The 20,000-nt window shown below is 42.6% G+C and carries 17 protein-coding genes, 2 tRNA genes and 2 rRNA genes (1 of these 21 running past the window's edge); 2 read left to right on the top strand and 19 right to left on the bottom strand.

Annotated elements, in window-relative coordinates; genetic code table 11:
• The 5 genes from D8804_RS08260 to rlmD form a co-directional block, all read right to left on the bottom strand.
• A 23S ribosomal RNA gene (locus tag D8804_RS08260) occupies positions 1-1,503 on the bottom strand (it extends 1,396 nt beyond the left edge of the window).
• A gap of 121 nt (positions 1,504-1,624) precedes the next feature.
• Positions 1,625-1,697: transfer RNA gene (locus D8804_RS08255), tRNA-Ala, on the bottom strand.
• Positions 1,698-1,748: 51 nt separating this feature from the next.
• Positions 1,749-3,205 (bottom strand): 16S ribosomal RNA (locus tag D8804_RS08250).
• Together the 16S and 23S rRNA genes with 2 tRNA genes alongside form the textbook arrangement of a ribosomal RNA operon.
• A gap of 232 nt (positions 3,206-3,437) precedes the next feature.
• Positions 3,438-3,509, bottom strand: a tRNA-Glu gene (locus D8804_RS08245).
• 56 nt (positions 3,510-3,565) lie between these two features.
• Positions 3,566-4,936: a 23S rRNA (uracil(1939)-C(5))-methyltransferase RlmD gene (gene rlmD, locus D8804_RS08240; RefSeq protein ID WP_125399459.1), complete on the bottom strand. Its 1,371-nt coding sequence runs from the start codon at positions 4,934-4,936 to the stop codon at positions 3,566-3,568.
• A gap of 37 nt (positions 4,937-4,973) precedes the next feature.
• On the opposite strand from rlmD, the gene recX reads away from it, so the two are divergent.
• Both recX and ntdP read left to right on the top strand, forming a co-directional pair.
• Positions 4,974-5,750, top strand: coding sequence for a recombination regulator RecX (recX, locus tag D8804_RS08235; RefSeq protein WP_125399458.1), 777 nt, complete (start codon positions 4,974-4,976; stop codon positions 5,748-5,750).
• A gap of 88 nt (positions 5,751-5,838) precedes the next feature.
• Positions 5,839-6,372: a nucleoside tri-diphosphate phosphatase gene (ntdP, locus tag D8804_RS08230; RefSeq protein ID WP_000775318.1), complete on the top strand. Its 534-nt coding sequence runs from the start codon at positions 5,839-5,841 to the stop codon at positions 6,370-6,372.
• Between the two features lie 70 nt (positions 6,373-6,442).
• Here the strand turns inward: ntdP and D8804_RS08225 are convergent, their stop codons facing one another.
• From D8804_RS08225 to D8804_RS10130, 14 genes are all read right to left on the bottom strand, one after another.
• A complete protein-coding gene (locus D8804_RS08225) occupies positions 6,443-7,210 on the bottom strand; it encodes an epoxyqueuosine reductase QueH (protein ID WP_125399457.1) in 768 nt (255 codons plus the stop codon).
• 124 nt (positions 7,211-7,334) lie between these two features.
• The gene (gene groL / locus D8804_RS08220; RefSeq protein ID WP_125399456.1) at positions 7,335-8,957 is read right to left on the bottom strand and encodes a chaperonin GroEL; all 1,623 of its coding nucleotides are present in this window, start codon (positions 8,955-8,957) and stop codon (positions 7,335-7,337) included.
• Between the two features lie 15 nt (positions 8,958-8,972).
• Positions 8,973-9,257, bottom strand: a complete 285-nt coding sequence (gene groES, locus D8804_RS08215) for a co-chaperone GroES (protein WP_125399455.1) — start codon at positions 9,255-9,257, stop codon at positions 8,973-8,975.
• Between the two features lie 310 nt (positions 9,258-9,567).
• On the bottom strand, positions 9,568-9,963 hold the full coding sequence (locus D8804_RS08205; RefSeq protein WP_125399454.1) for a single-stranded DNA-binding protein: 396 nt from the start codon (positions 9,961-9,963) through the stop codon (positions 9,568-9,570).
• 76 nt (positions 9,964-10,039) lie between these two features.
• The gene (locus tag D8804_RS08200) at positions 10,040-10,801 is read right to left on the bottom strand and encodes an SDR family NAD(P)-dependent oxidoreductase (RefSeq protein WP_125399453.1); all 762 of its coding nucleotides are present in this window, start codon (positions 10,799-10,801) and stop codon (positions 10,040-10,042) included.
• Between the two features lie 41 nt (positions 10,802-10,842).
• Positions 10,843-11,469: a YtpR family tRNA-binding protein gene (gene ytpR / locus D8804_RS08195; protein ID WP_125399452.1), complete on the bottom strand. Its 627-nt coding sequence runs from the start codon at positions 11,467-11,469 to the stop codon at positions 10,843-10,845.
• A gap of 15 nt (positions 11,470-11,484) precedes the next feature.
• A complete protein-coding gene (locus tag D8804_RS08190; RefSeq protein ID WP_125399451.1) occupies positions 11,485-11,802 on the bottom strand; it encodes a thioredoxin family protein in 318 nt (105 codons plus the stop codon).
• Positions 11,799-12,098: a DUF4651 domain-containing protein gene (locus tag D8804_RS08185; protein WP_125399450.1), complete on the bottom strand. Its 300-nt coding sequence runs from the start codon at positions 12,096-12,098 to the stop codon at positions 11,799-11,801. Before D8804_RS08185 ends, D8804_RS08190 begins: the two co-directional genes overlap by 4 nt.
• Positions 12,099-12,191: 93 nt before the next feature.
• Positions 12,192-13,463 carry an N-acetylmuramoyl-L-alanine amidase family protein gene (locus D8804_RS08180; RefSeq protein ID WP_125399449.1) on the bottom strand — a complete coding sequence of 424 codons (1,272 nt, stop codon included), beginning with the start codon at positions 13,461-13,463 and terminating at the stop codon, positions 12,192-12,194.
• A gap of 48 nt (positions 13,464-13,511) precedes the next feature.
• Positions 13,512-14,219 (bottom strand): B3/B4 domain-containing protein, encoded by a 708-nt coding sequence (locus tag D8804_RS08175; RefSeq protein WP_125399448.1) that lies wholly within the window; start codon positions 14,217-14,219, stop codon positions 13,512-13,514.
• Positions 14,220-14,357: 138 nt separating this feature from the next.
• A complete protein-coding gene (gene rpoE / locus D8804_RS08170; protein ID WP_000418414.1) occupies positions 14,358-14,948 on the bottom strand; it encodes a DNA-directed RNA polymerase subunit delta in 591 nt (196 codons plus the stop codon).
• A gap of 266 nt (positions 14,949-15,214) precedes the next feature.
• Positions 15,215-17,056, bottom strand: coding sequence for a DUF6119 family protein (locus D8804_RS08165; RefSeq protein ID WP_125399447.1), 1,842 nt, complete (start codon positions 17,054-17,056; stop codon positions 15,215-15,217).
• Between the two features lie 70 nt (positions 17,057-17,126).
• The gene (locus tag D8804_RS08160) at positions 17,127-19,775 is read right to left on the bottom strand and encodes a valine--tRNA ligase (protein ID WP_125399446.1); all 2,649 of its coding nucleotides are present in this window, start codon (positions 19,773-19,775) and stop codon (positions 17,127-17,129) included.
• A 1-nt stretch (position 19,776) separates the two neighbouring features.
• On the bottom strand, positions 19,777-20,000 hold a 224-nt coding region (locus tag D8804_RS10130), incomplete at its 5' end, for a hypothetical protein (RefSeq protein ID WP_221763052.1).

Genomic DNA, 20,000 nt, shown 5'->3' with positions numbered 1-20,000 from the left:
ACTGCTTAGACAGACACTTCCATTCGTCTGCTTTAGTTAGCCTACTGCGTCCCTCCATCACTACATACTCTAGTACAGGAATATCAACCTGTTGTCCATCGGATACACCTTTCGGTCTCTCCTTAGGTCCCGACTAACCCAGGGCGGACGAGCCTTCCCCTGGAAACCTTAGTCTTACGGTGGACAGGATTCTCACCTGTCTTTCGCTACTCATACCGGCATTCTCACTTCTATGCGTTCCAGCACTCCTCACGGTACACCTTCATCACACATAGAACGCTCTCCTACCATACCTATAAAGGTATCCACAGCTTCGGTAAATTGTTTTAGCCCCGGTACATTTTCGGCGCAGGGTCACTCGACTAGTGAGCTATTACGCACTCTTTGAATGAATAGCTGCTTCTAAGCTAACATCCTAGTTGTCTGTGCAACCCCACATCCTTTTCCACTTAACAATTATTTTGGGACCTTAGCTGGTGGTCTGGGCTGTTTCCCTTTCGACTACGGATCTTAGCACTCGCAGTCTGACTGCCGACCATAATTCTTTGGCATTCGGAGTTTATCTGAGATTGGTAATCCGGGATGGACCCCTCACCCAAACAGTGCTCTACCTCCAAGAATCTCTAATGTCGACGCTAGCCCTAAAGCTATTTCGGAGAGAACCAGCTATCTCCAAGTTCGTTTGGAATTTCTCCGCTACCCACAAGTCATCCAAGCACTTTTCAACGTGCCCTGGTTCGGTCCTCCAGTGCGTCTTACCGCACCTTCAACCTGCTCATGGGTAGGTCACATGGTTTCGGGTCTACGACATAATACTAATGCGCCCTATTCAGACTCGGTTTCCCTGCGGCTCCGTCTCTTCAACTTAACCTCGCATCATATCGTAACTCGCCGGTTCATTCTACAAAAGGCACGCTCTCACCCATTAACGGGCTCGAACTTGTTGTAGGCACACGGTTTCAGGTTCTATTTCACTCCCCTCCCGGGGTGCTTTTCACCTTTCCCTCACGGTACTGGTTCACTATCGGTCACTAGGGAGTATTTAGGGTTGGGAGATGGTCCTCCCAGATTCCGACGGGATTTCACGTGTCCCGCCGTACTCAGGATACTGCTAGGTACAAAGACTATTTTAAATACGAGGCTTTTACTCTCTTTGGCTGATCTTCCCAAATCATTCTTCTATAATCTTTGAGTCCACTTTGCAGTCCTACAACCCCGAAGAGTAAACTCTTCGGTTTGCCCTCCTGCCGTTTCGCTCGCCGCTACTAAGGCAATCGCTTTTGCTTTCTCTTCCTGCAGCTACTTAGATGTTTCAGTTCACTGCGTCTTCCTCCTCACATCCTTAACAGATATGGGTAACAGGTAGTACCTGTTGGGTTCCCCCATTCGGAAATCCCTGGATCATCGCTTACTTACAGCTACCCAAGGCATATCGTCGTTTGTCACGTCCTTCTTCGGCTCCTAGTGCCAAGGCATCCACCGTGCGCCCTTATTAACTTAACCTTATTTTTGACCTTTCAGTCAGTAACTCTTTTAATACTACAGCGTTTCGGTTTATTTTCTTGTTACTATTTGATATAGATATTCAATTTTCAATGTGCATTACTTGGTGATCTCTCACCAATGGAGCCTAGCGGGATCGAACCGCTGACCTCCTGCGTGCAAAGCAGGCGCTCTCCCAGCTGAGCTAAGGCCCCACAAGACCTCTCAAGACTAAACAAGACCAATGTGCAGTTCCTTTTCCTTAGAAAGGAGGTGATCCAGCCGCACCTTCCGATACGGCTACCTTGTTACGACTTCACCCCAATCATCTATCCCACCTTAGGCGGCTGGCTCCTAAAAGGTTACCTCACCGACTTCGGGTGTTACAAACTCTCGTGGTGTGACGGGCGGTGTGTACAAGGCCCGGGAACGTATTCACCGCNGCGTGCTGATCCGCGATTACTAGCGATTCCGACTTCATGTAGGCGAGTTGCAGCCTACAATCCGAACTGAGACTGGCTTTAAGAGATTAGCTTGCCGTCACCGGCTTGCGACTCGTTGTACCAGCCATTGTAGCACGTGTGTAGCCCAGGTCATAAGGGGCATGATGATTTGACGTCATCCCCACCTTCCTCCGGTTTATTACCGGCAGTCTCGCTAGAGTGCCCAACTNAATGATGGCAACTAACAATAGGGGTTGCGCTCGTTGCGGGACTTAACCCAACATCTCACGACACGAGCTGACGACAACCATGCACCACCTGTCACCTCTGTCCCGAAGGAAAGCTCTATCTCTAGANCGGTCAGAGGGATGTCAAGACCTGGTAAGGTTCTTCGCGTTGCTTCGAATTAAACCACATGCTCCACCGCTTGTGCGGGCCCCCGTCAATTCCTTTGAGTTTCAACCTTGCGGTCGTACTCCCCAGGCGGAGTGCTTAATGCGTTAGCTNCGGCACTAAACCCCGGAAAGGGTCTAACACCTAGCACTCATCGTTTACGGCGTGGACTACCAGGGTATCTAATCCTGTTTGCTCCCCACGCTTTCGAGCCTCAGCGTCAGTTACAAGCCAGAGAGCCGCTTTCGCCACCGGTGTTCCTCCATATATCTACGCATTTCACCGCTACACATGGAATTCCACTCTCCCCTCTTGCACTCAAGTTAAACAGTTTCCAAAGCGTACTATGGTTAAGCCACAGCCTTTAACTTCAGACTTATCTAACCGCCTGCGCTCGCTTTACGCCCAATAAATCCGGACAACGCTCGGGACCTACGTATTACCGCGGCTGCTGGCACGTAGTTAGCCGTCCCTTTCTGGTAAGATACCGTCACAGTGTGAACTTTCCACTCTCACACTCGTTCTTCTCTTACAACAGAGCTTTACGATCCGAAAACCTTCTTCACTCACGCGGCGTTGCTCGGTCAGACTTCCGTCCATTGCCGAAGATTCCCTACTGCTGCCTCCCGTAGGAGTCTGGGCCGTGTCTCAGTCCCAGTGTGGCCGATCACCCTCTCAGGTCGGCTAGTTATCATGCAATAACTGCTATTATGCGGTATTAGCTATCGTTTCCAATAGTTATCCCCCGCTACCAGGCAGGTTACCTACGCGTTACTCACCCGTTCGCAACTCATCCAGAGAAGCAAGCTCCTCCTTCAGCGTTCTACTTGCATGTATTAGGCACGCCGCCAGCGTTCGTCCTGAGCCAGGATCAAACTCTCATTAAAAGTTTGAGTTCTCACTCATTTCTGTCACTGACAGATTTATTGTTTTTTCATTGTTCAGTACTATAACCTTAGTTATAGTGCCCTGCACATTGGTTCGTCTTGTTCAGTTTTCAAAGGTCTTTGTCACTCAATCTCTCTCAAGCGACAACTATATTAGTATATCACAGCTGTTGATCTATGTCAACACTTTTTTGAAACTTTTTTTACTTTTTTCGCCCCTGCGATACACACATAGTCCGTACGGGATTCGAACCCGTGTTACCGCCGTGAAAAGGCGGTGTCTTAACCCCTTGACCAACGGACCTGAGCTTTTCAACTCTTTCTATTATACCTACTTTTCCCACTTTGTCAAGAACTTTTTTAATGAATTTGACTTTTTCTTTTCTTGACCAACTTCACGACTGCTTCTGTTCGTGCGGTGTGGGGAAACATATCAACTGACTGGATATACTGGAGATCATAGACTTTTACCAGTTTAACTAAATCTCGCGCCAAGGTCGAAACATTGCAGGATACATAGACCATTTTTTCTGGAACATAAGTCAGAATGGTATCCAACAACTTATCATCTAAGCCCGTACGAGGAGGGTCTACTATCAGTGCATTCGCTCGGTAGCCCTCTTGATACCAGCGCGGAATAATCTCTTCAGCTGTCCCCGCTTCGTAATGAGTATTGTCAAATCCCATTTTTTGAGCATTTTGCCTAGCATCTTCAATGGCTTCTGGAATAATATCCATCCCTCTGAGACTCTTGACCTTATTTGCGAAGGCGAATCCAATTGTCCCAACACCGCAATAAGCATCAATCAGATGATCCTCTTTGCCAACATCCAGAGCCTTAACTGCTTCACTATAGAGAATCTCTGTCTGCTCAGGATTAAGCTGATAAAAAGCTCGAGGGGAGAGAGAAAACTCATAGTCGAGTACTCCTTCTTGAATACTCTCTTGGCCCCAGATAATTTCCGTCTTCTCACCATAGATTTCACTTGTTTTTGCTGTATTTGTGTTAACCGCAACTGTGACGACTTCTGGAAAATCCTTGACTAGGTCTTTGACTAGGTGATTCAAATTCAACTGGCGGTTAGTTACGACGATAATCTGGACTTGTCCAGTTTTTCTCGCTCGACGTACCATGATGGTGCGAACGCCTAGTGTTTTTCTCTCATCGGTGATGGGAATTTGATGGTAAGTGAGAAGCTCAGCTAGGCGATTCGCAATCACTTGGGTTTCCTTATCTTGCACCAAGCAGTCTTTCAACTCTACGAGGTAATGAGAGTTTTGCGCATACAAACCTGCCTTGACCTGATTGTTGAATTTTCGGATCTGAAATTGCAACTTAGCACGGTAGTACTTTGGTTCCTGCATTCCGATAGTTGGACGGATTTCATAGTTTTCATATCCTGCAGGAGCAAATTTCTTCAGGGCTTGGTGAAGCAAATCCGTTTTGAACTCTAACTGTTTATCGTAGTGGAGGTGCATGATTTGGCAACCACCACATTCATTATAAATCGTACAAGCTGGTACGACTCGAAATTTCGACTTCTTATTAACCTTTAGTAATTTTGCTTCAACAAAGTTACGTTTAATAGAAGTAATCTGACAATAGATATCTTCTCCTTTGAGGGCGCCAGGTACAAAAACGAGGGTTTTCTGGTAGAAACCGATTCCCTCACCATTGATGCCCATACGCTTGATTTTTAAAGGTATTTTTTGTTTAACTTTCAGATTCATACCCCTATCTTATCACATTTTAAGGTATAATAAAACTATGAAAATCACAAAACTTGAAAAGAAAAAACGCCACTACCTGATGGAGCTAGATCATCAGCAAACCTCTTATATCACTGAAGATACTATTGTCCGTTTTATGCTGTCTCGAGATAAGGTTATTAGCACAGAAGAATTGACCGAGATTCAGGACTTTGCCCAGTTTTCTTATGGCAAAAATCTTGCTCTCTACCATCTATCATTTAAGGCTCGTACTGAAAAGGAAGTACGAGAATATTTAAAAAAGTATGATCTTGATGAAAAAATCACTAGTCAAGTTATCGCCAACCTGAAAGAAGATAACTGGATTAATGATCGTCAGTATGCTTATTCCATCATCAATGCCAATCAACTTTCTGGAGATAAGGGACCTTACTTACTGACTCAGAAACTTGCTCAAAAAGGGATTGTCACATCAACTATTGAAGGTGTTCTAAAGGATTTTGACTATACAGAAGTTGCTCAACGTGTAGCTGAGAAACTGCTTAAAAAATACACCGGAAAGCTTCCTGCTCGCGCTTTGCAAGATAAGATTATCCAAAACTTGACTAACAAGGGCTTCTCCTATGCTGATGCTAAAAGTGCCTTTGATGACTTGGACAGTCAAGTCGATCAAGAAACGACTCAAGAACTCATTTTTAAAGAGCTAGACAAACAATATACTAAATACGCTCGTAAATATGAAGGATACGAACTTAAACAGCGTTTAACTCAAGTTTTAGCCCGAAAGGGCTACGATTTTTCGGATATAGCAAGCGCTCTCAGAGAATATCTTTAATATTTTCGTGTAAAATTCAAAAAAATTAGACCAACTTATGATATAATAGTAGACGATAAACTTATAAATTGTAGAAAGTTGGTTAGTTATGAAACTTCCAAAAGAAGGCGACTTTATTACAATTCAAAGTTATAAGCATGATGGGAGTCTTCACCGTACTTGGCGGGACACCATGGTACTAAAAACAACAGAGAACGCCATTATCGGCGTCAACGACCACACACTTGTTACCGAAAGTGACGGTCGTCGTTGGGTGACTCGAGAACCGGCTATTGTTTACTTTCACAAAAAATATTGGTTTAATATCATTGCTATGATTCGCGATAATGGAATTTCCTACTATTGCAATATGGCTAGCCCCTACTATCTAGATGAGGAAGCCCTGAAATACATTGATTACGATTTGGATGTCAAGGTCTTCACTGATGGTGAAAAGCGTCTCTTGGACGTTGAAGAGTATGAGCGCCATAAACGCAAAATGAAGTATTCTGATGATTTAGACTATATTTTGAAAGAGCATGTTAAAATCCTTGTTGATTGGATAAACAATGGACGAGGTCCTTTCTCAGAGGCCTATGTCAACATTTGGTACAAACGCTACATAGAACTAAAGAATCGGTAAAGTTGTCAATCCGGGGCGAGAGCCCTGGTTTTTTTATTTGAAAAACCCAGCCTGGAAGCTGGGTTGATTGCTATATATCTAATTTAGTGACGGTAAACTTGATATGGGAATAGTCTTTTTCAACATCCTTATCCAGCAAGAAAGCTGTGGCATCCTTCTTAACCTGAACAAGATCAATGTTCTGAGCTTGAGCCGCATAGACGCATCCACAATAACATTGACGATAAATATCATACTCCTCACACATCTCTACCGAACGTTTGTAGCCTTGATTTTTCTTGAAATCACTTGGAAGATAGTGGGTCGTGTATATCTTTTGAACATCTATCCCGATGCTGTTGATGGTTTGAGAATTCTTATGAGGACTGATGGTTAAAGCCGAACCGAAGTAGTCAAAGCCTAAATCCATAGCCACTTGCGCTGTTTTATCCAGACGGTAGTCAAAGCACACCTTGCAACGGTCGCCACCTTCGGGCTCCTCCTCTAGTCCCCTAACTAGTTTTCTGTATTCATTTGGTTCGTAGGGAGCTTCTAGGTACTGAACCGTATTTCCTGTCCGCTCATTGAAATCACTGACAAATTTTTGGGTGACGTAAGCACGTTTGTGGTATTCTGCCTTGGGGTGGATATTGGAATTGGCAAAATAGATGGTCACATCAGCGTATTTGGTCAGGTACTCTAGGGTGTAGGTACTACAAGGAGCACAGCAAACATGCATGAGAATAGTTGGACGTTCCTCATTTTTTTCCCAAACCTGAACCATTTTCTGCATAACACGGTCATAATTAATCTTCTGATTGGGATTCATCTTGCTCAGAATTTCTTCTACATCAATCATGTTCTTCTCCTTTTTCTAGTCTTATTTTATCATATAAGTTAGGAGAGCTCAAATCTATTTAGAAGTGAATATCATAAAAAGAAGGGATATGTATTCCCTCCTTTTGTTTTTTTATAAGTTGCTTTTACATCATCCCGCCCATCATGCTTGGATCCATAGCTGGAGCTGGGGCTACTGGTTCTGGTTTATTGGCTACGACTGCTTCTGTAGTCAAAATCAAGCTGGCTACAGATGCTGCATTTTGAAGGGCAGAACGGCTAACCTTAACTGGGTCGATGATCCCCTCTTCAATCATGTTAACCCATTCACCAGTTGCTGCGTTGAAGCCTGTACCAACTTCAGCATTCTTCAAGCGATCGATGACGATAGATCCTTCGAATCCTGCATTGTGGGCAATTTGACGAACAGGCTCTTCTAAGGCGCGGAGAACAATATTGCGTCCTGTTGCTTCATCTCCTGTCACTTCCAAATCAGCTACGGCTGGAATGACATTGGCAAGAGCAGTTCCACCACCTGCAACTATTCCTTCTTCAACGGCTGCACGAGTAGCGTTAAGGGCATCTTCGATGCGGAGTTTCATTTCTTTCAATTCAGTTTCAGTTGCAGCACCGACCTTGATAACTGCGACACCACCTGACAATTTTGCCAAGCGTTCTTGCAATTTTTCACGGTCAAATTCAGAGGTTGTGGTTTCGATTTGAGACTTGATAACCGCAACACGGTGAGAAATAGCTTCAGGATTTCCAGCACCTTCTACGATAACAGTGCTATCTTTGTCCACAGTCACTCTAGCAGCTTGACCAAGCGCCTCAATCGTCGCATCTTTCAACTCAAGACCAAGATCTTCTGTGATGACAGTTCCACCTGTCAAAATAGCGATGTCTTCAAGCATGGCTTTACGACGGTCTCCAAAGCCAGGAGCTTTGACAGCAACTACATTGAAAGTACCACGAATCTTGTTCAATACAAGGGTTGGAAGAGCTTCGCCATCTACATCATCCGCAATAATCAAGAGCGGACGATTGCTTTGGAGAATGCTTTCTAGAAGTGGTAAGATTTCTTGGATATTTGAAATCTTCTTATCAGTAATCAAAATGTATGGGTTTTCAAGGTCAGCCACCATTTTTTCGCTATCTGTCACCATGTACTGTGAAAGGTAACCGCGGTCAAACTGCATCCCTTCTACAACTTCAAGTTCTGTTTCCATACCACGTGACTCTTCAATAGTGATAACACCGTCTTTGCCAACTTTTTCCATAGCTTCAGAGATGTATTCACCGACTTTCTCAGAACGAGAAGACACGGCAGCAACCTGAGCGATGGCTTCTTTATTAGCAACTGGAATGGCATTATTTTTCAAAGCTTCTACAGCTGCGGCAACCGCTGCTTCAATTCCCCGACGAATGCCGATTGGATTGGCACCTGCTGTGACGTTCTTGATTCCTTCACGTACGATAGCTTGGGTCAAGACTGTTGCAGTAGTTGTCCCATCACCTGCGATATCATTGGTTTTTGAAGCGACTTCTGATACCAACTTGGCACCCATATTTTCAAAATGGTCTTCCAACTCGATTTCTTTGGCAATGGTTACACCGTCATTGGTGATGAGTGGTGAGCCAAATGATTTTTCCAACACAACATTCCGACCTTTTGGTCCCAAGGTTACTTTAACAGTGTCTGCAAGGATATCGACACCACGAACCATAGCTGAACGAGCATCAGATGAAAATTTAATTTCTTTTGACATACTTACTTTCTCCTTCTATTCTTCAATGATCGCCAAGATGTTGGCTTCGCCTACGATGATGTACTTTTCATCTCCATCTTTGACATCAATACCAGCGTGGGCTTCAACTAAAACACGGTCTCCAGCCTTAACGCTCGGAGCAACCAAGTCACCGTTCAAGGTACGAATACCTTGTCCAGTAGCTACAACTTGGGCTGTTTTTGTTTTTTCTTGGGCTGAGCCTGCAAGGACAAAGCCTCCAACAGTTTGTTCTTTTTCTTCGATTTTCAAGACCACACGGTCTCCTAATGGTTTCAACATCTGTTTTCCTCCATGATGAAATACATATTATTAGCACTCTTTGTATCTGAGTGCTAATTCATAATTCTATTGTATCACTTGGTCAGAAATAGTCAAGAAAAAAGTTTGACTTTCTCAAGATAAAAAGCCTGAGACCAACTCAGACTTTTTATAATGTTTATACTCAATGAAAATCAAAGTGCAAACTAGGAAGCTAGACGCAGGCTGCTAAAAATACAGTTTTGAGGTTGTAGATAGGACTGACGAAGTCAGTTACCTATACCTACGGCAAGGTGAAGTTGACGTTATTTGAAGAGATTTTCGAAGAGTATTAAAATGGCAATTCTTCCTCTTCCAAGACCAAATCTGCCAAATCCTGTCCTGCATTATTTTCACGCAAGGCACGTTGGGCGCGGCTTTCCAAGAGTTGGAAACCTGTCACGAGAACTTCGGTCACATAGTTGGTCTGGCCATTTTTCTCAAAGCGACGGGTACGCAATTCCCCATCAACAGAAATGAGGCTACCTTTAGTTGCGTAACTTGCCAAGGTTTCAGCCAATTTTCCCCAAAGAACAAGATTGATAAAGTCGGCTTCGCGTTCGCCATTTTGGTCTTTGTAACGACGGTTCACAGCAATCGTTGCGCGAGCCACTGACTTGTCATTGTTGGTTTTGTGCAATTCTGGTGTTGCCACGATTCTTCCAATAAGGATAACTTTATTAAACATTTTTTCTTCCTCCTACTTATCTATTCGCAAGAAATCAAAAAAGTTACAGAAATTTGTAACTTTTCGAGGAAATTTTTTACTTTTTATGAACCATAAAACCTGTCGCCTGTTGATTGGCCATAATGGTCATATCTGTAATCTGCACACGGCGGGGCTGACTGGTCACATAGACCACAGTGTCTGCGATGTCTTGTGCTTGCAAGGCCTCTATTCCTTGGTAAACGGACGCAGCACGCTCTTTGTCACCGTGAAAACGAACTGTAGAGAAATCTGTTTCGACAATCCCTGGCTGAATGGTGGTCACCTTGATATCCGTTGCGATGGTATCAATTCGCAGACCATCTGAAAAAGTCTTAACTGCCGCCTTGGTCGCTGAATAGACAGCTGCACCTGCATAGGCATAAATTCCTGCGGTCGACCCGATGTTAATGATATGCCCCTGATTGGCTTTTACCATTGCTGGCAAGAAACAGCGAGTAACTGCCATTAACCCCTTGACATTGGTATCCAACATGGTCAGCATATCCAACTCTTCGTAGTCCTGATAGGGAGCCAAGCCTAGAGCCAGTCCAGCATTATTGATCAAGATATCAATCTGACCTATCGTTTCTAGAATATCGGAACAGACAGACTTCACCATGGTCATATCCGTCACATCTAGTGAAAAGGTCCAAACTGTTTGATTTGGAAAAGTTTCTGCAAACTCTGACTTGAGGGCCACTAGTCTGTCTGTCCGTCGCCCAGTTAGAACGACATTCTCCCCCTGCTCCAGATAAGCACGCGCAATCGCTTCACCGATTCCTGAGGTCGCTCCTGTAATCACTACATTTTTTGCCATCTTATCCCCCTCTATCTGGTCTATCAGATACTGACAATTTCCTAGGCAGTCCAGTGTTTAGCTGGGTCAAATGGAGTTCCAACAACTTGGTCTTCTGATAGTTCAATAACCCCACGTTTTTGCGGAGCATTTGGCAAATGCAACTCACGAGGACTGCACATCATACCAAAACTCTTTTCACCACGAAGCTCGCCTGGAAAAATGAGATTTCCTTTTGGCATCATGGCACCTGGAAGAGCGACAATGGTTTTCAACCCAAGACGCGCATTGGGAGCCCCTGCAACGATTTGCACTGTCTTGTCACTTGCGACTGCAACTTGGCAGATATTGAGGTGGTCACTATCTGGATGAGCTGCCATCTCAACAATTTCACCGACAACAAACTTAGGTTCTTTGTCGTTGACAATCTCTTCTGTAAAACCTTCCGCCTGCAACTCTTGGTTTAAACGTGCTACTTGCTCATCTGATAAAAAGACTTGACCGCGCTCGGCAAGTTCAAACAAACTTGAAAGGTCGAAAATATTCCAAGCCACCGTTTCCCCATTTTCTTTGAGGAAAACACGGGCTACCTTGCCTTTGCGCTCCACGTCTAGTTTGGCATCTCCGCTGTTTTTCACGATGACCATAAGGACATCTCCAACATGCTCTTTATTATATGTAAAAATCATTGTTTCCTTTTTCTCCTATTTCAGTCCTGCTAAAAAGTCGTTAATTTGTTCCTTGCTTTTACGGTCGCGATTGACAAAACGGCCGATTTCCTTGTCCTTTTCTAGCACAACAAGGCTAGGAATCCCGTACACATCCCAGAGTTTGGCCAGATCCAGATACTGGTCTCGGTCCACTCGAATAAAGGTGAACTCTGGATTGGTCTCCTCAATCTCTGGCAAGGCAGGATAGATATAACGACAATCGCCACACCAGTCCGCCACAAAAAGGAAAACCTTCTTGCCATCTTTTTCTACTAAAGATGCCAATTCTTCTAAACTTGCTGGTTGTATCATAAGACTTCCTCCTCATAGACTAGGTCTTCATTTTCATAGACAAAGGTATAGTGACGATCATCCTCAAAAATGACTCCTCCGACAAGTCGCTCTAGGCTACTTTTGTAGACTTGAACATAGAGTGTCGCAATCTCTCCCATATCTGAAAAAAGATCCCGCACAATAGCGGTTAACTCCTCTTGCGTCTTCATGAGTTTGTGGTTATCTGCTGCTTTTTTGGCACCCAAAGCAAGGGCACTCAGACCAGCCACAGTTAAGCCAGTCATCCATAATTTCTTAGCTTTCATACCTTTCATTGTAACACAAAAAGGGTTTTAGGACAAATAGGGAAGCAGTATATAGGCGAGGAAAATCCCCTTCCCTCAATGAGGAAAGAGGACATCTAATTCTTATTGCCAAGCGCCTGAGTTGCCGACATAATAACCATCAGGTGTGTAGGTGTTGCGAAGCATTTTACCAGATGAGTCTAAGTAGTACCACTTGCCTTGGACTTGAATCCATTCGTTACTCACCATAGCTCCTGAGCCTTTAACATAGTACCAAGCATCACCATAGTAGAACCAGTCATCTCTCAATAGTGCACCTGACTCGGTCAGATAATACCAAGTATCCCTGTCATAAACCCAAGTACTCTTTTTCATCTTCCCTGACTCTGTCAAATAATACCATTTACCTTGGACATACACCCATTCTTGGCTAGCCATAGCGCCTGAGCCTTTGAAGTAATACCAATCATCACCATAACGGAACCACTCTTGACTTAACATAGCACCTGAAGAGTTGACAAAATACCACTTACCTTGATCGTAAATCCATTCTTGACTAGCCATAACTCCAGATCCCTTGAAATAGTACCAAATATCTTCTCTGTACATCCAACCGTCATGTTCCATACCGCCAGCACCATCCATGAAATACCAATTTCCTTGGTATTTTAACCAGTCATTTTTAACTAGTTCTCCTTGTTTTTGATAATACCAGATCGAGTCTGATTTGAACCAGCCTTCAGTTTCAAAAATTGGATAAAAACGAAGCAAACTAGTTCCGCTGTATGGTCGGGTTATTTCTCCGGGTTGCTCAAGCTTCACACTATCATATTGACTTCCTCTCCATGCTACGACCTTCTTACCATTAGAAGTCGCTGGCAGGGTTGCTGTATAAGTCTTTGTTTCATAATCCCATTTTGTATCTAAATAAGTATATTGGTCTTTTCCTTCTTCAAGGCGGTAATAGCTACTCTTTCCACCGTGATAAATATCATCCATGACTTTCGTCGACCAAGTCTTGGCTTCCTCTCCACTCTTAGCTTCCACCTTGATATCTCCACGATAACCATAAGGCACGTAGAAATGTAAGAAACGTCCCTCTTCACCGATCATGGACTTTTCCTTTTCCTGCCCTAGGAAATTCGTCGTTTGATCCTGACCATTTAGACTGACCGTCCACTCGATTTTTTCAGTTTTCGGCAAATCCAAAACCTGAATATCTACTTCATGCCCATTATTAAAGCGAGCCACCTTGCCATTTTCATAGACAATACCACCTTTAATCGGCCAGAGCTCTTTTAGTTCAAAGGCTTGACCAGTTTGGGGGAGTGCTAGTAGGGTTAGGCATGCAAGTGCTAAACCTAACAAGTTCCATTGTTTCAATTTGTTCTTCATGGCACTTTCCTCCTTTGTTTACATACCATAAAGTGGGTACTATAAAACTCAGTAAATGTCCTGAACCACCGTGCGGTTTCCTTCAAGTGAAGTGACTTTCTTTTCAAACTGCAAATTAGGCATGCAAGCAGCCAAATCCTTTTCAATTTCTTCTAACGCTTCTAAACGCATCTCGACAGAAGTGTTTTCATTCCCTTGAATGATGAAAATAGCATTTTTTGTATCTTCATCAAATTTGTAATGTTCACTATCTCGGACATCCAGCCAAGCTAAAACTCCATTTTCATCCCGATAGACATAGTCCGTCTGCGCAACGTGCTTCTCCGTTGACAAGATAGGTAGGAAAATGTCCTCCCTTTGGCTAACAGAAAACTCTATCTGCCCTCCAATCTTATCCAAATCATGCCCACCAATCGCCAGCAAAGAAGAAAGCGCCTCTACATTGTAGATATCGATGATACTATTGATGTGAGGGAGAGAGCCACGATGCTGGATATTGCGAATGAGGGCGACTACTGTCGGTGGATTTTTCTTGACGCTACGCCCGACTCGCTGGAGCAACTGCCTATAACCTTGGACAACAGGAGACTCTTGAACTTCTTTTACATCACACTCTAGCGCCCATTTCTCCCTCTCCTCTTTCTTTTTCAGAAAAGCAAGAGGCAAATCAGCATGAGGATCGACGTTTTTAGCAATACCAATCACGACATTCTTGATCCCCAAGTCATACAAACTTTTATCTAAACAAAACTCCATAGGCAGGCACCTCCTTTGAAAAATGTACACCATCCCACCCTTATTTTACACCTTCTAGCCCCTGATTTCAAGAAAATCATCAACTCTCTCCCGACAAATAAAAAGAGAAGATCAAACTGATCTCCTCTGTGAGGCTTCTTATACTTCGTCGCTTGTTTCAGCGTCATCGTCAGAAAACTCGTCGTCTTCTTCGTTGAGATCCACGTCTTCACCCAAGTCATCAGGAGCGATTTCGTTGATTTCTGCATCGTAAGCTTCCACTTCATTTTTCTCATCATCTGGATTTTCATCATCATATGAAAGAGCTGGATCTGCTTCGTATGCATCTTCGTCTTCTGGATCATCTGCATTGTAGTCAATGGCATCTGAATCGCCATCCATAAAGGCATTGACACGTTTTTTCTTAGCTTTTGGTGCTACTTCATCGTCGTCACTTTCTTCAAGCGCAATGATTTCTTCGTCGATTTCGTCCACACCATACCATGAACGAAGACCCCATTTGTTGTCTCCAAGAGAGATGAAGCTACCGTCAAAGTTCAACTCTGTATAGAACAAAGGCAAGGCTTCACGGATATCGCTGTTTGATGTTCCAAGGTAGTTTTGAATTTCGTTTACAAGATCGCTAAAATGCATCTCATGATCGCGACCACGAAGTTCCAAGATAGCACGCGCTACCTCAATCATAGATAGTTCACTTTTTTCTTGCCCAGCAAATACTTCTAATTCCAAAGCGTTTCTCCTCATTTTTACTACTATCGCCAGAGCGAACAGACTCTGACCTCATTTTATCATGTACTCTTTATTGTACGATAATTTTGCGGAATAGTCAAAGATTAAATGGGAGAAAGTTACAGGACTTTTTATTTCTTTGATACCCAGCCGATGGCATCACTTTGTGGGTTTTCGGTATCAATCCAGATGAATTCGATGCAATGGTATATGAAATTAAGTAACAATGTTGTACTTCTCAGGTCGGTTCGAACTTACAGAATTTGTCATGTAGTAACCTGCTTTCTATATTTTCTATTTCTTCTTGCATCATTAGTTTGTAGATTACCATTATTTACAAATTTTTCAAGATATTTATTTTTAAATGTATTTTTTGTGCCAATCTTATTTTCCATAAGAAAATCATTTAGTGATTCAAATAATTCGCTACTTGTTTTCTCGTGGTCANCTAATGTCTCTAAAACTCTGTCTAATATTTGTTCTTCTTTTTTATTATATACTGGTACTTTTTGCTCAATAAATAAAAGTTGACATTTTATTCCCATGCTTGATAAAACATCATAGTGTTGAGATAAGTTAATCATAGAAAAGAATGGAAGAATTTCGCTTGCTTTTTTATCATATCTTTTATCTATAATTCCGTATATAACTTCAATTTTATCATCTGAGTTGAAATATCCTTCTTCAAATAATTCATTGATTTTATCAATAAATAATGTTTCGTTTTTATATAACTGAGCAGATACAACTCCTTGAGCAAATAAATGGCTTAAATTTGCAGAAGATCCACCTTTTTTCACGTGAATAAACTGTTTTTCTATTGTTATAATATCAGCAGGCTCAATTCTACTATGTCCATAATTCGGTGAGTGAAAGTTTTTCTTATCAAATAGTTTAAAACGATCAGGATCAGATTCTACAAATTTTTCATTAAATTCCCCCTCACTCCATTTTATCTCACAGCTAGGAATTACAGGATCTCTGAATATTTTTATACTATCAATTTTATTTGTAATATTCGAATAATAGGATGATTCTATTATAAACCAATCACCATTATTTAAAAAAAACTTTTTATTATCGTATTCAATTTCTATAAATAAAGAATCATAAATACTCGATACTTTCTGTGCAGAATCATTTGTCCAACAATATAAGGAACAATTTTTTAATTTATCTATTATTATTTTATCTTCTATCTTTTCAGAAAGAAACTCCCAAAACTGATCTGAAGGGATATCGTCATAAAAATTTTCCTTAAGTTTATGACTACTATTCATACCTGATATAAAATAGCCTTCTATGTCGAGATAAGAGACAATTTTGTTAGGAGCAATAATAGGATTTTCTAATAACTTATCTGTGATATGATTAAGTAATACTCTATCTAGTTCTGAGATAATTTCCTTTTCTTTAACATATTGAACGTGATCAATCCACTCCAACCCTTTTTCTTTGTAATTTTCACTAAAAAACGCATCTAAAATTCCATTCAACAAATCAGATAAACTTACATCTGATTTAGCAGAAAATCTAAGATTATCAGCCCCATTTAACGTCGAATAATGACTATCATATGAGGCACGACCTGAAATTGATTTTAAAATATCAGCGTTTGTATCAACATGTAAATCAGAATGAGATCCATAGCTTAAAGCCTGTCTTTGAATATCTAGATAGTTTGTGGATATATTTAATGAATTAAGACTTTTGATATTACTTTCCTCAATAAGATTAACAGCCGTTCTTAATCCAAAATTCCTAACTATAGATTGCTCATTCAACATAGTTCGACCGTATCCAAAAACCAAACTAAAAACATATTCTTTTTCATCTTTTACATATTTAAGTATCATAACAGCTTTATTCGATTTGTTTTTATATAAATCACTATCCAATTCACCCTTGGTATAGGACTTAAGGGTATCTAACCACTCTACTGTGTTCTCTTCCGTAGAAGCAATATATATTATTCCTTCTTTGAAATTATTATGTTTTTCTACATCCAGATCATGAGAAGCAATCCCCTCTAAGTCACCTTTCAAGCAATTCTCGAAATCATTGGTATTATGTAATATCAAATTATAATTTTCAGTATTCTTACCCATTAATACTTCCTCAAAAATCTATTTTGGTTCATTATACCAAAAAACACGGCTTCTCACCGTGTTTCTATGTTTATTTCACCAACTTCTTCATTTCATCAATACGTGCTACAGTCGCGTCGTACTTAGCTTGGTAGTCGGCTTGTTTGTCGCGTTCTTTTTGGACGACTTCTGGTTTGGCATTGGCTACGAAGCGTTCGTTAGAGAGCTTCTTACCGACCATGTCCAGTTCTTTTTGCCATTTAGCCAGTTCCTTGTCGAGACGAGCGAGTTCTTCTTCGACATTGAGGAGGTCAGCGAGAGGCAAGTAGATTTCTGCTCCTGTGATGACGCTTGACATAGCGAGTTCAGGTGCAGGGATGTTTGATGCGATTTCCAAGTGTTCTGGATTTGTGAAGCGTTTGATGTAGTTGACATTGCTGTTAAAGAAGGTTTCCAAGTCGCTATCACTTGTCTTAACAAGGATGGTGATAGGCTTGCTTGGAGCAACGTTTACTTCCGCACGCGCATTACGAACAGCACGGATCAGGTCTTTAAGGCTTTCCACACCAGTGTGAGCCGCAAGGTCTTCAAAGGCTGGGTTGACAGTTGGGTATTCCGCTGTGACGATAGAACCTTCTGAGATTTGCCCAAAGATTTCCTCTGTCACGAATGGCATGATTGGGTGAAGGAGACGAAGGATCTTGTCCAAAGTGTAAAGGAGAACAGAACGTGTGATGACTTTCTCTTCTTCGTTATCGCTATAAAGGACTTCCTTGGTCAACTCAACGTACCAGTCTGCAAACTCGTCCCAGATAAAGTTGTAGAGGATGTGTCCAGCTACACCAAACTCAAACTTGTCAAAGTTTTCAGTGACTTTTCCGATGGTTTCATTGAGGTTGTGGAGAATCCAGCGGTCAGTGACATTTCCAGCTTCCTTGTTGACAACCTTTTCGACATTGGCTGTTGCTTGCTCAAGGGTCAAGCCTTCATTGTTCATGAGGATGTAGCGAGAGATGTTCCAGATCTTGTTGATGAAGTTCCATGAAGCATCCATTTTCTCGTAAGAGAAGCGCACGTCTTGCCCTGGTGCAGAACCGTTTGAAAGGAACCAACGAAGGGCATCGGCACCGTATTTCTCAATAACATCCATTGGGTCAATTCCGTTTCCGAGAGATTTCGACATCTTGCGCCCTTGCTCGTCACGGATGAGACCGTGGATAAGGACGTTTTGGAATGGCTGACGACCAGTGAATTCCAAGGATTGGAAGATCATACGAGACACCCAGAAGAAGATGATGTCATAACCTGTTACCAAGGTTGAAGTCGGGAAGTAGCGTTTGAAGTCTGCTGAGTCGACATCAGGCCAGCCCATGGTTGAGAATGGCCAAAGGGCTGAACTGAACCAAGTATCCAAGACGTCTTCGTCCTGAGTCCATCCGTCACCTTCTGGAGCTTCTTCACCGACGTACATTTCACCTTCAGCATTGTACCAAGCAGGGATTTGGTGACCCCACCAGAGCTGACGAGAGATTACCCAGTCATGGACATTTTCCATCCATTGGAGGAAGGTATCGTTGAAACGAGGTGGGTAGAACTCAACCTTGTCCTCTGTGTCTTGGTTGGCAATGGCATTCTTAGCCAATTGATCCATCTTGACGAACCACTGAGTAGACAAGCGTGGCTCAACCACAACACCTGTACGTTCTGAGTGACCAACACTGTGGACACGTTTTTCGATTTTAACCAGGTCACCAATTTCTTCCAACTTAGCAACGACTGCCTTACGAGCTTCAAAACGGTCCATGCCTGCAAATTCGAAGGCAAGCTCGTTCATGGTTCCGTCGTCGTTCATGACGTTGACTTGTGGCAAGTTGTGGCGTTGACCAACTAAGAAGTCATTTGGATCGTGGGCAGGCGTGATTTTCACGACACCAGTACCAAACTCAGGGTCTGCATGCTCATCTCCAACGATTGGGATTAGTTTATTAGCGATTGGAAGGATGACGTTTTTACCAATCAAGTCCTTGTAGCGTGGGTCTTCTGGATTGACCGCAACAGCAACGTCCCCAAACATGGTCTCAGGACGAGTAGTCGCCACTTCAAGGGCGCGTGAACCGTCTTCTAGCATGTAGTTCATGTGGTAGAAGGCTCCTTCCACGTCCTTGTGAATCACCTCGATATCAGAAAGAGCTGTGCGAGCTGCTGGGTCCCAGTTGATGATAAACTCACCACGGTAGATCCAGCCTTTCTTGTAAAGATCCACGAAGACCTTACGAACAGCTCTTGACAAACCTTCATCAAGAGTGAAACGCTCACGAGAGTAGTCTACAGAGAGCCCCATCTTGCCCCATTGTTCCTTGATAGTTGTCGCATATTCGTCTTTCCATTCCCAGACCTTATCAAGGAATTTTTCACGACCCAGGTCATAGCGGGAAATGCCTTGCTCCCGCAAGCGCTCCTCGACCTTAGCCTGAGTCGCAATCCCAGCGTGGTCCATACCTGGAAGCCAAAGGGTATCGAAACCTTGCATGCGCTTTTGACGGATGATGATATCCTGCAAGGTTGTGTCCCAAGCGTGACCAAGGTGGAGTTTACCAGTTACATTTGGTGGTGGAATCACGATTGAATAAGGCTTAGCCTTTTGATCGCCTGAAGGCTTGAAAATATCAGCATCAAGCCATTTTTGGTAACGACCAGCCTCAACCTCGGCTGGATTGTATTTAGGTGAAAGTTGTTTCATTTTAGTTCTCCTTATTTCCAATTTTCTTTAAAGTACCAATATATTTTTCTTCTTCACCACTACCTTTTAAAATAATAGTTATAATTGCACCTGCTATTGGTGACATCACCAAAAGATTCAAAATAATAAGCTTCAATATGCTTATGCTAGTAGGAATTATCCAATACAACATAAACCCTGAGCTAATACTCATTGCCGAAGTTAACAAACCAAAATATACTAATT

The sequence above is a fragment of the Streptococcus oralis genome (genome assembly GCF_003944215.1).
GTDB classification, from domain to species: Bacteria; Bacillota; Bacilli; order Lactobacillales; family Streptococcaceae; genus Streptococcus; species Streptococcus oralis_BI.
The sequence above is the reverse complement of the archived record's forward strand: the minus strand, read 5'-3'. Positions and strand labels throughout refer to the sequence as shown.